Source organism: Paenibacillus chitinolyticus (genome assembly GCF_045038035.1).
In the GTDB taxonomy this organism is placed as follows: Bacteria; Bacillota; Bacilli; order Paenibacillales; family NBRC-103111; genus Paenibacillus_F; species Paenibacillus_F chitinolyticus_A.
On the sequence record NZ_CP173427.1, the window covers coordinates 1,263,765 to 1,277,220 of the forward strand.

A 13,456-nucleotide genomic window follows, 5' to 3' on the forward strand; every position below is an offset into this window, starting at 1 on the left:
AACAGAGGCGAAACGGGGGGAAGGCTCTTGAAAATATTGCTTGCGACCTATTGGCCTGTTCCGCATGTCGGCGGGGTATGGCCGTTTATGCTCCAGCTCAAAAACCGTCTGGAAAACTGGGGGCATCAGGTCGATTTGATGGGAAACGGACCCGACGAACCCAAATATTACATCTACGGAACCGGACAAAAGGTGATGAAAGACGATCTGATGCACATGCTTCAGGCAAAATTAAACCGGGACGCGCTGCCGGTCCTTCATCAGGACCCGCTCGTCCACCGCGTGGAAATGGACCGCTACTGCATGGAATTGGCCGCAGCTTCGTTCGGACTTCAGCAGTACGACGTCATCCATGCCCAGGACGTGATTGCCTCGCTCGCATTAAACCGGGTAAGACCCCCGAGCACCGGTCTGGTGGCGAGCCTTCACGGATCTCTGGCAAGGGAGATCAAAATCTTGCTGGACGAGGACGGCAGACTGGATTCCGAGACGCTGCGGCCGCTTGCGCACCTCTATTACCGCACGCTCGAATATCACGGCGCCATGGCGGCGGAGAAGGCGGTAACAGCCTCCAACTGGCTGAAAAACGTCCTCTCCCGGGAATACGGCGTACCCGCCGGGCATATCGAAGTATCGCCCTACGGATTCGATATGGAGCCGTTTGCGCGCAAGCTCGCTGCCGGTACGCCCCTGGTCCGTCCGGAAGGGAAAAAACTGCTTGTATGCCCGGCGCGTCTGGAAACGATCAAGGGTATTCACTTTCTGATCGGTGCCCTGGCCAAATTGAAACAAAGACGCTCCGACTGGCTCTGCTGGCTGGTCGGCGACGGCGACAAACGCGACGAGCTGATCGCTCAGGTGCGGGCTGCCGGGCTTGAGGGCGATGTGCTGTTCCTCGGGCACCGGGAAGATGTGCCGGCCATCCTGGCGCTCTCCGATATCTTCGTGCACCCGAGCGTGCAGGATAACCAGCCCTTTGCCGTCATGGAAGCGCAGACGGCGGGCAAGCCGGCCGTCGTCTCCAATGCGGGCGGGCTGCCGGAAATGGTCGCGCACGGCGAGACGGGGTTTGTCTCTATGGTAGGGGACACCGATACGCTGGCCTACCACCTGGAGCTGCTGCTTGCCGACGACGAACTCCGGCTGAAGATGGGCGAAGCCGCCCGCCTCTCGGGCTGTGAGCGCTGGTCCCTGGACCGGATGACGGAGCATTTCATAAAGGCCTATCTGGCGGCAGGACGCAGCCGGGGACGATTTTAGCGGGCGCGGGTAATCACCGTTTGTCGCCGATAAACGCCGATAAACGCCGATAAACGCCGATAAACACGGATAAACACCGATAAACACCGATAAACACCGATAAACACCGATAAACACGGATAAATGCCGATAACGCCGAAAAACCCTCACGTTAGTTGTGGGGGTTTTTTGTGTGAGCCGCAGGCGCCCTATACAAAAAAAGCAGACAGGATAGTATCCTGTCTGCCTTTGCCGCAAAAGATCCCGTTACGGAGCGATAACGAAGGCCCCGAAGTGAACGGGTCCGCGAATCGATATGCTGCCCAGTCCGCGGACGGCAACGGTCAGGAAGTAAGGCTGCGAACCCGCCGGAACGACAGCGGCTGAAATCGAATGCTGGAACGAAACCGTCAAGATATTGTCCGTGATGGTCGTCAGAACGCCGGTACCGATCAGAGCCGAATCGTCCGTCTCGTAAATGACGGTTCCCGTCGGGCTGCCCACGCGGATTCTGACCTGCAGAATCGGGAGCAGCGGAGTGGCGAGAAGAAGGTCGGGCTGCCAGCCGATCGTTCCCTCGAAACGAAGAAGATCGGTAGTCGCCGAAGGCGTCAGGTTAATGGTGGCGACTTCGAGCTCGACGCCGCCCAGCAGCGGATTCGTAACCGGAAAAGGCAGGGAGCCTCCGCCTATGAGAGCATCATTGGTCTGATAGTCCAAAATGGTAGCCATGGTATGTCATCCCCTTCTGAAAATTATACTTACAAGATTAGTAAATTCACTCGCCGGCTCTTTCGGAACGGACAAGTAACCCGGTAAAAACAACCAATTCACTGGGGTCAGCCCTCTTCCAGGACGAATCCCTCGAACACAATCGGGCCTTCGATCAGAGCTTTGCCTCCGGGCGAACGCACGGTCAGGTAATAAACCGCGATTTCGGCCGCGCCCCCTTCGTCTTCCCCTTCCATCTTGGCTGTCCCCCCGCGGAAGCGTGAATCTTCGCTGCTCTCGATAACGGGTCCGCCCGGATGGTCGCGCCGTATTTTGATTTCAAGCTCACCGATGTCGTAAGTGACGGGGTTGCTCCAGGCAATACTCACATTAAAAAGAATCCGGATGCCCGGCGTAATTCCGTACAAATAAAGGGGGCACAGGAATACTTCCTGGTCGCCCGCTTGAAGCGGCAGCGCATGGGTATGCGGATCTATTTCCACCTTCTGATAGTACTTGTACATGACGTTTACCTCCGTGTTCCGGATGCTCGCGGCTCACATCCTTTCTAACAGAGTATGCCGGGACGCGGCGGGGGATTGGATGTGCGCGTCCATTTTTCCGGGCAAGGACGGGGGTCCACGCTGAACGTTCCCTTCGCGCATTGTATACAAGAGGATGCCAAAAGGAGGGAGTACGATGCGTTTACAAGACTTGGCGGGGAGCTACGACTCCGTATTCAGCCTTGGACAAAACTGCCTGCCGGCTATTCAAATGGAAAAGCACGGCCTGCGCTCTTCCGCAGGGGTGCTGGATTGGATGATGTCGGATTCGCTCGCGGACGTGAACCGGCTGCTGGGCAGACGGTTTGACGGATTCATGGAGCTTGCCCATATGAGCGTGGTGGAGCCGGTTACCCTTCAGCCGAATTATCAAGTGAAGGACTCCGCATACGGCGTCATATCCGTCCACGATTTCCCGGTGAACCGCAATTCGCCGGAACAGCTTTTAACCTACGGAGAATTTAAGGAAAAGCTGAACCGCCGGATTAACCGGTTTTTAAAAAAATTAAGCGAGGAAAAGCATATCTTGTTCATTCGCATGCATGGAACGTACGAGGAGACGGCCGAACTGGAGCAGGTGCTGAACGGGCTTGTCACGCATGAATACAAGATCCTGCTGGTGGAATACGAACAGGTACCGGGCCTGGTCGAGCTAGACTGGCCGCTGCCGCATACGTGCGCCGTCCAGGTCCCCAATGCGGATATCTGGAATTTTAACAGCGACCGCTGGTGGGATACTTTTTTTGCCGATATCAGCTTGAAATAAGGCGCGGTAGAAGGGAGCCGGGGCGTCCATGGACTTAAGCGGAATAGCCGGAAAGTACGATTTGATTTACAGCCTGGGAGAGAATTGCACCCCTTCCATTCAGTTGAAAAGAATGAACCTGCGCTCGTATTCGGGTGTATTCGACTGGATGATATCCGAATTGGAAGACATAAGCGGGGTACTGGAAAACAGATTCCAAGGCTTTATGGAACTCCCTAATCTGAAAGCGATCGGGGTCGATTACGCAGGCGGTAATTTCCTGGTTAAGGATAGAAAATCCCGGATTATTTCAGCTCATGATTTTCCGCAAAAACAAAATCATATTTTCCATCTGGCATCATATCCGGAATTCAGGAGCAGGCTTGACCGCCGCATTTACCGGACCCTGCATTACCTGACGTACGCCAAACGGCTGCTGTTTGTCCGTACGAACGCGTCTTACGAGGAGGCGCGGGAGCTGGAGCGGGTGCTGAACGGGCTGGTGAATTACGATTACCGGGTATTGGTGATCAATCACAGCAACGCCGACGGCATCGCAGACCTTCAATGGCCCCTCCCCCGGACGTGCGCGGTCAGCTGTTACAGTATCAACCCGGATTGCTGGGATACGCTTTTCAAAGACGTCAGCCTGGGCTGAACCCGGGGACCGGCGGTCCCCAAAGAGCCGTCCGCTCTCCGGGGGGTGTGCCGGCCGTTCGCTGCCGGTTCCGCAAGGCGGGTGTCCGGGCTCATTTCAAAAGGCATGGGTCCGCTTGCTCCGGCGGAAAAGACAGCCTTTTTTTGCGCGTCTCCACATCCGCCCTCCCGATCCGGCGACCCGGCCCATACGATATGACAGAAGATGCCGCAGAGAAGGGGACGGAGGTGAGCGGCAGGTGAAGAAGAGACGGAAGACACCGCTTGCGCAAAGCAGGGGCGGAAGAAGCCTGCACACGTACCGCAACGATCCCGCTCCGAAAGTGTCCGTGGTGATTCCGGTCTATAACGAGCGGCGGTCTCTTGCGGCCGTCATAAGGGAAGCGTACCGCGTTCATCCGAGCGTGGAGGTAATAGCCGTAGTAAACGGCTCTACGGACGGTTCCCGCCGTATCGTGGAGAAAATGGGGCCGAGGATGATCGCGTTCGATACGGTGCTCGGCCATGATGTCGGCAGGGCCGTCGGAGCGCGGGCGGCACGAGGAGATATTGTGCTTTTTACGGATGGGGATATCGTGATTCCCGCCGCAAAGCTCTCCGCTTTCGTCAAAGCCGTGGAAAACGGGGCCGATGTGGCCATGAACACCTACATCGGCCCGGTCAAGCGCGACAACGTTCACCGCGTTGTCCTTGCCAAGCATGCGCTGACCGCCATGCTGGACCGGCCGGACCTGGCGGGAACGTCGCTGACGACGATTCCGCACGCGTTAAGCCGCAAGGCGATAAGCGAGATCGGGGCGGAGGCGCTCGCCGTCCCGCCTAAGGCGCTCGCGCTTGCGCTGCGTAAGGGGCTGAACGTTAAGGCCGCGGCATATGCGGCCGTGGGAGCCAATAATCCCAGGAGGAGAAAAGGCGCCGGAAGCGATCCCGTAGGGGATCTGATCCTGGGCGATCACCTGGAAGCGCTGCATGCCTGGATCGAAGCCGCGGCGTTTTCGGAAGAGGCGGCCAAGCCTCTCCGGACAGAGACGGGGAAGGAGGGAGATGATGAAGCGGCTGACGACTAAGAAGAAGCCGCCCGGCACAGCGAGAGGGCAGAAGCCGCGAAGCCGGATGCGGTCCCGCGGCGGAAATCCGGGAAAAACCGGCGCGAAGGCGGGAACATCCCTGAAGGGACGGCGGATTGCCGAGCTTGCGGCGGCCGGACGGAGACTGGGAGGTCTGCTGGCCGCAGGCTTACCGGTCCGGTCCGCTTCCGTAGACGGAGACGAGGCGGGCTCCTGCCTGACGGATGAAGCGGCGGCGCGCAGACAGATGAACGATCTCTGGGCCCGCCACGGCGGAGTGCTGAGCGGTCTGAATCCCGCCGGACCGGAATATGCGGCTGCCGCGTCGGCTTTTGCGCAGGGCTATTGCGAGAGAGCGGGGCTGCCGGACAGGGGCTGGTTTCCGTTTCCTTCGGAACAGCGGGTATCCGCCGTCATTCTTTTACACGACGCCGGACCGGAAGCCTTCGCTGTGCAGGATTCGCCCTTGCTGAGACTGCTCGGGGAGCTGGAGAGGCTGGCTCTGCACGAGGTTATCCTCGCTTCGCGTGACGAGGCGGTTACCCCGCAGCTGGTTCAAGAGTTTGCGGCCCCGCGCCTTGGATCGGAAGTGAAGCTTATTGGCGCGGGAGGCGTGTCCGCCGGGACCGTATCCCGGGGCGGAGAAGAAAGACCGGCGGCAGCGGCAGCGGCGGAAGGCGATATCCTGGTGTTCCTGGATGCGTCCGTGTCTTCTGCGGCCGAGGAAATAGCGGCGCTTGCCGGTGTGATCGCCAGAGGGAGCGATGCCGCCTTGTGCGGCGTTTCCGCGGAGCTGCCTCTCTTTCACAAGCGCCCGCCCGAAGTCATGGCGAAGCAGTTCGTCAACTACGCGCTGGGCCGCCGGGATTTGCAGGCGGACAGCTTGACCGTGCTGCCCCACGCCCTGTCCCGCCAGGCGGTGACGAAGCTCGGCGCGGAGCTTGCCCATCCCGCCAGGGCGCATGGAGCCGCTCTGATCGAAGGCCTCGCGGTTTCATCCGTGCGGCTTTCCGGCGGGGTTACGCGGTCCGCGAGGGATGTCCGGCCCTACGCCTGGCTGGACCGGAGCCGGGCGTCCGATCACTTGGAAGCGCTCGGGTTCGCCATGGAAAGGCTCGGTCCGAGGCTTTTCTACCCGGACAACTGGCGCCGCCGGGGATACGCTTCGGATGCGGATTCTCCGGGTATGGCGGAGGAGACGTCCGTTTCGGAAGATTTTTCGCGGGAAAGCATCTGAGCGGGAATTAAGGAAGCGGGGTCCGCCGAGTCCGGTCCGACTGCAAGCGCCGCCGCTTGTCCGCGGACACCGGCGGTTCTCCGTGCATATACTTTTGAATATAGAAATCCGGACGGTACAGGAAAGGAGGCGCGGGATGGAGCGCGAAAAAGACACGCTGGTGCGGCATATTTCCAGATCCCATCTGGAGCTCGCCAAAATCCTTCACTATAAAAGCGAGGTAGCCGCGCATATGGCGGGATTGATCGGTCAAATTCCGGATAAGAACCCGGCGTTTGCGGATATCGAAACGCTTCTGAACCAATCGGTTAACGTCACACGGAATGTGACGAGTTATTTGTCCTCGCTCGCGGATCTGGAGGAAGCGCTGGCGACCAACCTCGGGCTCGCCGTGAAGGAATTGGAAAGCGGCGAAGAGAACGAATAGCCTCCGGAAGACGGGAACCGTAAGCTGAATGACGGGCGTCGGAAGCATGCCGAAAGCCGAAGCGGTAAGAGGCGGAGGGCGGACACGGCAGAGTACGCAAGGCATGAGAAAGAAAGGAGGGCGGAGCTTGTGAGCAGGGAAGACTCCTATGTACGGATTCTCCAGTCCGTGGCGCAAATGCAGGTGAGCATCGCGTCGATACTGGAAGCGAAGGCGGCGGAAGCCGAGAAATCGAAAGCGTGGATATGCAATCATCTGACGGCACAGCAGTTTGCCGCGCATCAGGATCAGGTGCAGCAGCCGCTGGAAGTTCACGACGGTTTGATCGAGCTGATCGAGGCGATGACGAGAATGGAACAGTCGCTTGGCAGGCATCTGCAAATCGTAATCGGGGAACAGGAAAATCAGGGCGGTGGTATGGGCGATTACTCCGATTTGCTCGGAGGCGGGAACAAATGAATCCGCGCCTGACGGAGGATGCCTGGAAGCTCGAGATGCTGCAGGCTCTGGCCCGCAGCCAGCGGGCGATGATGCGCGTAACCGAGGCGGCCGCCGCACTGCCGGGAGCGGCTGTGCCGGACGCGGACTCCTCCTGCGGAGAAGCGGGTACGGCGGGCGGCAGTCAGCCCGCCGATTTGCTGCTTCCGCCGGAGGAGTTTCCCGGAGGGCGGCGGCCCGGTTCCGCGGCCGGCGGGCTTCTTCAGGCGCTGGCCGCCTATCATTTCGTGCTGCAGCGCAAAATCGACCTGCTGCTGCAGCCGCGCCGCCGCCGGTCGAAGACCGCCGCAAAGCCGTGGCTGAACACGCGGGAACGGGTCCGTTCGGGCACGCGGGCGCTTGTCTGCCCCGGCGCGGAAGAGCCCGGGGGAAACGCTGAAGGAGCGGCGGCTTCCGCGCCGTCCGGTTGAGCCCGGCGGGAGCGGGAGCCGCCGCTTGCGCCGGCTTATGCGCGCCGGTGTGAGCGGGTAAGCGGGGGCAGGAGCGGGAGCAAGCGGACGCGCAGGCAAAAGCGCTGGAGCCGGTGCGGAAGCAGGCACTGCGCCGGTCTGGCGGCGGATGAGAATGCAGAAGGGACAGATGCGGCAGATGCGGCAGGCAGCGGGTTTCTCATCCCCAGCGCACGAGCAGTCCGCCATGTACCAGTCCGCCGCCGAAGCCATAAAGAAGCAGCAGATCGCCCGGTTTGATTTTGCCTTCTTTCAACCCCATATGGAGCGACAGCGGAATGGTGGCCGCCGAGGTATTGCCGTAATACTCCAGGCTGTACAGCGTTTTCTCGACAGGGAAATCCATGCGCTCGCAGACGGATTCGATAATGCGCAGATTAGCGCTGTGCGGGATAAACCAGTCTACCTCGGACAGCGCCATACCGGCCGTTTCCAGCAGTGAGCTTACCCCTTTGGGGACCGTGCCGGCGGCGAATTTGTACACTTCCCGGCCGTTTTGGACAAGCTTCCCGGCGCCCTCCAAGTTCTTCTCCCCGAGACGGTCCGCCAGTCCGGAACGGTACAAATGCACGCCGCCCGTACCGTCCGATCCCAGATGATGTCCAAGGAAAGCACCGGGAGTCCCGTCGGCCGCAGCCTCAACGAGAGCGGCTCCCGCACCGTCGCCGAGCAGAATGCACGTGGTACGGTCCGTATAGTCGGTAATGGCCGACATGTGATCGGCGCCGAGCACGAGAATTTTGCGGTGCAGGCCCGCCGTAATAAAAGCGTTCGCCGTGTGAAGCGCGTAAACGAAGCCCGCGCAGGTCGCGTTCAGGTCGAGAGCCCCCGTCGACGGGATGCCGAAGTGCGCCTGTACGAGACAGGATACCGTCGGGAAAGGAAGATCCGGCGTATTGGTCGCCGTCAGGATCAGATCCACATCCTCCAGAGAAACCCCATATTCGGCGATCATGTTATCGATGGCGGAGATGCACATATGACTCGTATATTCTCCGGGAGCGGCAATCCGTCTTTCCCGCATGCCGGTTCTCTGGACGATCCATTCGTCGTTCGTTTCCACCAGGCGCTCCAAGTCGGAGTTCGTCAATCTTTTCTCGGGAACATAGCTGCCGACCGCGGAAATTCGTGCTTTCGAGTTCATCCGATCACCTCATCAAGAATATAGTAGTTGATATTAGTACCAGGTACTAAAACTAATGTACACTAAAAAAGACCCCACTGTCAATCGGCTGCTTCCCCTTTAAAAATTTAATTTCAGTCGGAGAGTCCGTTTGACAGGTGAGTCTTTTTCGCCGTATCTCAGAGGAGGTTACCGCGCTATATGCGTGTACGAGCGGCGGGTGTCCCAAACATGCTCAGTTTTCGTCCCCCGGATGCCGCTTCTGCGGCAGTTCGGCCCTTTTCACAATCGCAAGGGCCACATCGGCCATCCGTCTGCGCTGATCCATCGCCTGTTTGCGGAGGAAGGCGTAAGCCTCCGCTTCGCTTATTTTCCGGGCGTCGATCACGATCCGCTTGGCCCGGTCGATCCACTGCCGCTCCTGCAGCCGCACGCCGGCATCCGATTTTTCTTCTTCCCGGCGGTTTCTCCCGGTATGGTGGCCGAGAGCCAGCGCCATAGAGGACTGCAGCTGCCGGAAATTCATTCCCGGGCCGATGAGGCCGTCCAGTTGGCCAAGATCCGCGCTTTCGCCGGGCGGAAACGTTTTTTCGTCACACCACCAGAGAACGGGAACGGAACGCCGGTTTCGGATTAGAGGCAGCAGGTCTCTGTAACCCGAAGGGGGAACGGCCAGGAGAACGGCATCCGCTTTCTGCAGGGAGGCAGTAAGATGCAGGACGGATTCTATCCCCGACTCTATCAGCCGGCAATCACATAACAATATCGCTTCTTCGGGGCTTGCGGCCGTTAACGCGGCAGCTCTGCTGCGGTTCCGTTTGGCGAAAGCGCGGCTTCTTTCAATGCGGATATCTTCGATCAATAAAATCGAACGCACGGTGCGGGCCCCCTTTAGCCTAAATGTTTAGTTTGTAAAATTTATGTTAATTAATATAACATAAAATTCAATTCAATAACTCTTTTTTTACTAAAAACGAAAAAATACCCGTAAATTTTTACTTATGAGTGAAGTTTATTGACATGAAAGATTGAATTTCGTATAATTCATTCATCGAAGTCAGTAAATCTGACGTGAAAATCGTCGGCGTCACGATATCCGTTTTGCATCCGAATCAAGCTTCGGCACAAAGGCGTGCCGGAAAAGAGGCAATGAAGCCTGCTTCCTTTGTAGGGAAACGGGCTATTTGCGCATTCGTCGAAACGTTCGAACCTTATCCGTAATGCGGGGACATATCCAGGAAGATCATCATGGACGTGAGGATGAAAGGAGAGGAAGCCAGGATGAACCGGTTGTCAGTGGTGAAGGGAGCTGTCCGGAAAGAAGCGACGGCCGTTATTCTTGCCGGGGGCAGGAGCGTCCGGATGGGTAGGGACAAAATTACGCTTCAAATCGGAGGCGTTCCCGTTATCTGCAAGCTGGCCTTAACGCTGGCCTCACTCTGCGAGGAAGTGATTATCGTCATATCCGCCGATCGTAAAATGGAACAAATCCGGCTGCTGCCGGATTCGCTGGAAGCTGTTCCGGGTCTTCGTCTCGTTCACGACAGGCAGAGCAGAACCGGGCCGCTGGCGGGTATTCATGCGGGAATGACGGCCGCCCGTTTCCGGCACTGTCTCGTCACGGCATGCGATATTCCTTTTCCGTCCAGAAAATTGGCGTCCGGTCTGCTGGCCGAAACGAAGGATACGGTCATGCCCGTAGTCGCTCCTCAGGCGGAAGAGGGCCTGCATCCGCTTTTTGCCGTTTATAACCGCGGCTGCCTTCCTCTTCTTGAAAAGTTTATCGCGAACGGGGAACGCTCGGCGCTGGAATTCATCCTCGAGGCGGGGGTAAGAACGCTGCCTCCCGAGCGGGTGAGGGAGCTGGACCGGACGGGGATGGGACTCTTCGATATCAACCGTCCCATCGATTATATGGCCGCTCAGAATTATGCGGCCGGACAACTGGCGGCGGGAGCCGGGCAGAGGGTGCGGCGAATGAGCGAAAGGAGAGGATGAGCGTGGCCAAACGGGTATACGGGCAGGCGGCGAAGACGGTTACGCCGGAGGAGGCACTCGATCTTGTGCTGCGATTTTCTCACATGACGGCTCCGGAGATCGTTTCCCTAAGCGAGGCGGGGGGACGTACGCTGGATCAGGACGTGATCGCCGCCGAACCTCTTCCGGGAAATGACCGGTCGCTCGCGGACGGATTCGCCGTCGGGAGGGAAGACTTGACGGTTGCGGCCCAAGGGAAGCCCCTGCGGCTGAATGTCCGGGACGGAAATTGTTCCGCGGATGCGGAGATTCCGTCCGGAACGGCCGTCCGGTTAAGCGCGGGGGAGACGATTCCGCCGGGAACAGGCGCCGTCTGCCGCTTCGAAGCGGCGCATGTCACCTGGGACGGGCGCCGTCAGGTGGTCGACATCCCGGGACCGGTCCGTCCCTGGGAAAATATCGTCCGCCGCGGTGAAGAAATCGCGCGCGGGACCAGGGTGCTGGCGGCCGGGAGCGTCGTCGGGCCGGCCGAAGCCGCTGTTCTGGCCGCGCTCGGCTTTGCCCGCGTCTCCGTCCGCCGCAAGCCTGTCGTCGCCGTGCTGGCTATCGGCCCGCAGCCGGTGGACGCGGGCGCGGACCCGCAGAGCGGCCGGGTCCGCGCCTCCAACAGCCGCGGTATCGCCGTGCTTGCGGAGCGCGCCGGCTGCACGGTGCTGGAGGCGGGCTTGTGCGCCGACGATATCGACCGCCTGTCGCAGGCCATCGTGGACGCCGCCCGCAAGGCGGACGCGGTCATCACGACCGGAGGCATCTCCGTCGGCGACTACGATCTGCTGCCCGCGATCTACGATCTGATCGGGGCCGAGACTCTCTTCCGGCGCGTGAACATGCAGCCGGGAAGCCTCTGCCGCTTTGCCGTCCGGGAAGGTAAGCCGATTCTCGGGCTGCCGGGGGACGTTACGGCGGCTTTCGCCTGCGCGCAGCTGTTCGCGGTCCCCGCCATGCGGCGGATGGCCGGCCGGGCGGAGGCCGTTCCCCGCTGGATCGGGGCGGAGCTTGCGGCGGGCTTCGTGCAGCCGAAAGCGGATCGGGTCCGCTATACGGGCGGGACCGCATACATCCGGGACGGGCGGTTGCGCGTCGAAATGACGGGAAGCGGGAACCGGCCCTCCGATCTTTGGGAAGGTCTGCTCGGGGCGAATTGTCTGATCCGCCAGCGGGAGCGGGAGCTGCCGGGACCCGGCGGTACGGTCGATCTTATGCTGACGGATGCGGTCGGTATCCGCTAAAAGATTTTCGGGGTTTCTTGCCAAACTTTGTCCGGGTGGGATATGATTATTTTTTTAACATACCTTAAGACTGTAAAGATTTGTTTATAGTCGAGCCCGACAAGGAGTCTTGTTCCGATGAAATTGTTTTTTTCTACGATTCAGTGGCTGGCCTTTATTCTGGCCGGGAGCCTGGTCGCTCCGCTAGCCGTAGGCAACGCGCTGCACCTGCCGCCAGCGGATATCGCGACGTTTATGCAGCGGACTTTTCTGCTGATCGGCGTCTCCGCCCTGCTGCAAACGCTTTTCGGCCACAAGCTGCCGATGATGGAAGGCCCCGCCGGCCTGTGGTGGGGTATTTTCGTTGTGTATGCGGGCCTGATCTCTTCGGGAGCCCTGGCGCTCGCGGATGGTCTTCGCCAGCTTGAAACGGGCATGCTTTTGACGGGAGCGCTGTTCCTGCTGCTCGGTGCCTTGGGGTGGATAGGAAAAATCCGCAAGCTGTTCACGCCTCTCGTTACAGGCACGTACCTGCTGATTCTGGTCGCCCAGCTCAGCGGCTCTTTTATGAAAGGACTGCTTGGAATCGGCTATCTGCAGGATGCCGTGGATTCGCGGGTTGCCCTGCCGGCCTTCGCCGTGCTTCTGCTTTCGATGCTCCTGCCGCGGACCAGCAGCCGGTTTCTCCGGAATTATTCGATTCTGCTTTCGCTGCTGACGGGCTGGGTCCTGTTTATGCTGCTGGGTATCGCGCCGGACGTACCGGCTTCGGCTTCGGCGTTCGCCCTGCCGGGAATTTTCGAGTGGGGACTTCCCCAGTGGGATGCGGGCATTCTGCCGACGTCCGTCCTGATCGGTCTGCTGCTGCTCGCGAACCTCATTGCAAGCATTCAGGTCGTGGAAAAAGTATCCGCCGACAAAAACGCGGCCGCAGCACCCGTGAACTACAACCGCACCAGCCTGATGATGGGCGTCTCGACGGCGCTCGGAGGCTTGTTTTCCGCGATGGGCTGCGTGCCCATTTCCGGAACCGCGGGTTTCATACTGACGACGGGGCTGGTTCAGCGGCTGCCGTTTGTGCTGGCTTCCGTCTGCATGGTGCTGATCAGCCTGTTCCCGCCGGTCACGGCCATTTTCACTTCCCTGCCGATGCCGGTAGGCTATGCGGTCATCTTCGTGCCGTTCGCTTCGATGATCGGCCTGGCGCTGCGCGAATATCATTCGCTCAAAGGCGGCGACCGCGATTATTTTATTATCGGGGTGTCGCTTATGATCGGCATCGGCAGCTTGTTCGTTCCCGCTTCGGCGATTGCCCAGCTTCCGGGTCTGGTCCGCACGGTAGCCAACAACGGGCTTGTGCTGGGTATGCTCGTCTGTATCGTCCTGGAGCAGTTTTTTCTTTACCGGGAACGTTCCGCACGTAAAAAAGACGCCGCCGCGATGTAAGCCGTACGTATGTAAAAAAGCCTCTGACAGGCCGATGCGTTGTATACGC

General features: G+C 59.5%; 15 protein-coding genes. 11 read left to right on the plus strand and 4 right to left on the minus strand.

The annotated features are described in order from the left end of the window. Nucleotides 1–27: 27 nt before the first annotated feature. Nucleotides 28–1,260: a glycosyltransferase family 4 protein gene (locus ACI48J_RS05860; RefSeq protein WP_405082124.1), complete on the plus strand. Its 1,233-nt coding sequence runs from the start codon at nt 28–30 to the stop codon at nt 1,258–1,260. Nucleotides 1,261–1,506: 246 nt separating this feature from the next. Here the strand turns inward: ACI48J_RS05860 and ACI48J_RS05865 are convergent, their stop codons facing one another. Both ACI48J_RS05865 and ACI48J_RS05870 read right to left on the minus strand, forming a co-directional pair. Then, the gene (locus tag ACI48J_RS05865) at nt 1,507–1,971 is read right to left on the minus strand and encodes a hypothetical protein (RefSeq protein WP_405082125.1); all 465 of its coding nucleotides are present in this window, start codon (nt 1,969–1,971) and stop codon (nt 1,507–1,509) included. A gap of 107 nt (nt 1,972–2,078) precedes the next feature. Beyond that, entirely contained in the window at nt 2,079–2,474 is a 396-nt protein-coding gene (locus tag ACI48J_RS05870) for a hypothetical protein (protein WP_405082127.1), read from the minus strand. A gap of 175 nt (nt 2,475–2,649) precedes the next feature. Between ACI48J_RS05870 and ACI48J_RS05875 the strand changes: the two genes are divergently transcribed. From ACI48J_RS05875 to ACI48J_RS05905, 7 genes are all read left to right on the plus strand, one after another. Next, complete coding sequence (locus ACI48J_RS05875) at nt 2,650–3,279, plus strand: DUF1796 family putative cysteine peptidase (protein WP_405082129.1); 630 nt, start codon at nt 2,650–2,652, stop codon at nt 3,277–3,279. Nucleotides 3,280–3,307: 28 nt separating this feature from the next. Beyond that, nucleotides 3,308–3,916: a DUF1796 family putative cysteine peptidase gene (locus tag ACI48J_RS05880; RefSeq protein WP_405082131.1), complete on the plus strand. Its 609-nt coding sequence runs from the start codon at nt 3,308–3,310 to the stop codon at nt 3,914–3,916. A gap of 238 nt (nt 3,917–4,154) precedes the next feature. Then, on the plus strand, nt 4,155–4,982 hold the full coding sequence (locus tag ACI48J_RS05885; RefSeq protein WP_405082133.1) for a glycosyltransferase family 2 protein: 828 nt from the start codon (nt 4,155–4,157) through the stop codon (nt 4,980–4,982). Further along, nucleotides 4,960–6,219 carry a hypothetical protein gene (locus tag ACI48J_RS05890; RefSeq protein ID WP_405082134.1) on the plus strand — a complete coding sequence of 420 codons (1,260 nt, stop codon included), beginning with the start codon at nt 4,960–4,962 and terminating at the stop codon, nt 6,217–6,219. The genes ACI48J_RS05885 and ACI48J_RS05890 overlap by 23 nt, the downstream gene beginning before the upstream one ends. A gap of 136 nt (nt 6,220–6,355) precedes the next feature. Next, the gene (locus ACI48J_RS05895; protein WP_326054274.1) at nt 6,356–6,646 is read left to right on the plus strand and encodes a hypothetical protein; all 291 of its coding nucleotides are present in this window, start codon (nt 6,356–6,358) and stop codon (nt 6,644–6,646) included. 129 nt (nt 6,647–6,775) lie between these two features. Next, nucleotides 6,776–7,105 (plus strand): hypothetical protein, encoded by a 330-nt coding sequence (locus tag ACI48J_RS05900; protein ID WP_326054275.1) that lies wholly within the window; start codon nt 6,776–6,778, stop codon nt 7,103–7,105. Further along, nucleotides 7,102–7,554 carry a hypothetical protein gene (locus tag ACI48J_RS05905; protein WP_405082136.1) on the plus strand — a complete coding sequence of 151 codons (453 nt, stop codon included), beginning with the start codon at nt 7,102–7,104 and terminating at the stop codon, nt 7,552–7,554. Before ACI48J_RS05900 ends, ACI48J_RS05905 begins: the two co-directional genes overlap by 4 nt. Nucleotides 7,555–7,753: 199 nt before the next feature. Here the strand turns inward: ACI48J_RS05905 and ACI48J_RS05910 are convergent, their stop codons facing one another. Together ACI48J_RS05910 and ACI48J_RS05915 are read right to left on the minus strand one after the other, a co-directional pair. Next, nucleotides 7,754–8,737 (minus strand): ketoacyl-ACP synthase III, encoded by a 984-nt coding sequence (locus tag ACI48J_RS05910; RefSeq protein ID WP_405082137.1) that lies wholly within the window; start codon nt 8,735–8,737, stop codon nt 7,754–7,756. Nucleotides 8,738–8,951: 214 nt separating this feature from the next. Continuing rightward, nucleotides 8,952–9,593 carry an ANTAR domain-containing response regulator gene (locus tag ACI48J_RS05915; RefSeq protein WP_405082139.1) on the minus strand — a complete coding sequence of 214 codons (642 nt, stop codon included), beginning with the start codon at nt 9,591–9,593 and terminating at the stop codon, nt 8,952–8,954. Between the two features lie 371 nt (nt 9,594–9,964). On the opposite strand from ACI48J_RS05915, the gene ACI48J_RS05920 reads away from it, so the two are divergent. The 3 genes from ACI48J_RS05920 to ACI48J_RS05930 all read left to right on the plus strand — a co-directional run bounded on the left by ACI48J_RS05920 (nt 9,965) and on the right by ACI48J_RS05930 (nt 13,407). Beyond that, the gene (locus ACI48J_RS05920) at nt 9,965–10,714 is read left to right on the plus strand and encodes a molybdenum cofactor guanylyltransferase (protein WP_405082140.1); all 750 of its coding nucleotides are present in this window, start codon (nt 9,965–9,967) and stop codon (nt 10,712–10,714) included. Nucleotides 10,715–10,716: 2 nt separating this feature from the next. Continuing rightward, nucleotides 10,717–11,982: a molybdopterin molybdotransferase MoeA gene (locus tag ACI48J_RS05925; protein ID WP_405082141.1), complete on the plus strand. Its 1,266-nt coding sequence runs from the start codon at nt 10,717–10,719 to the stop codon at nt 11,980–11,982. 117 nt (nt 11,983–12,099) lie between these two features. Further along, nucleotides 12,100–13,407 (plus strand): purine/pyrimidine permease, encoded by a 1,308-nt coding sequence (locus tag ACI48J_RS05930; RefSeq protein WP_405082142.1) that lies wholly within the window; start codon nt 12,100–12,102, stop codon nt 13,405–13,407. Nucleotides 13,408–13,456: the final 49 nt, after the last annotated feature.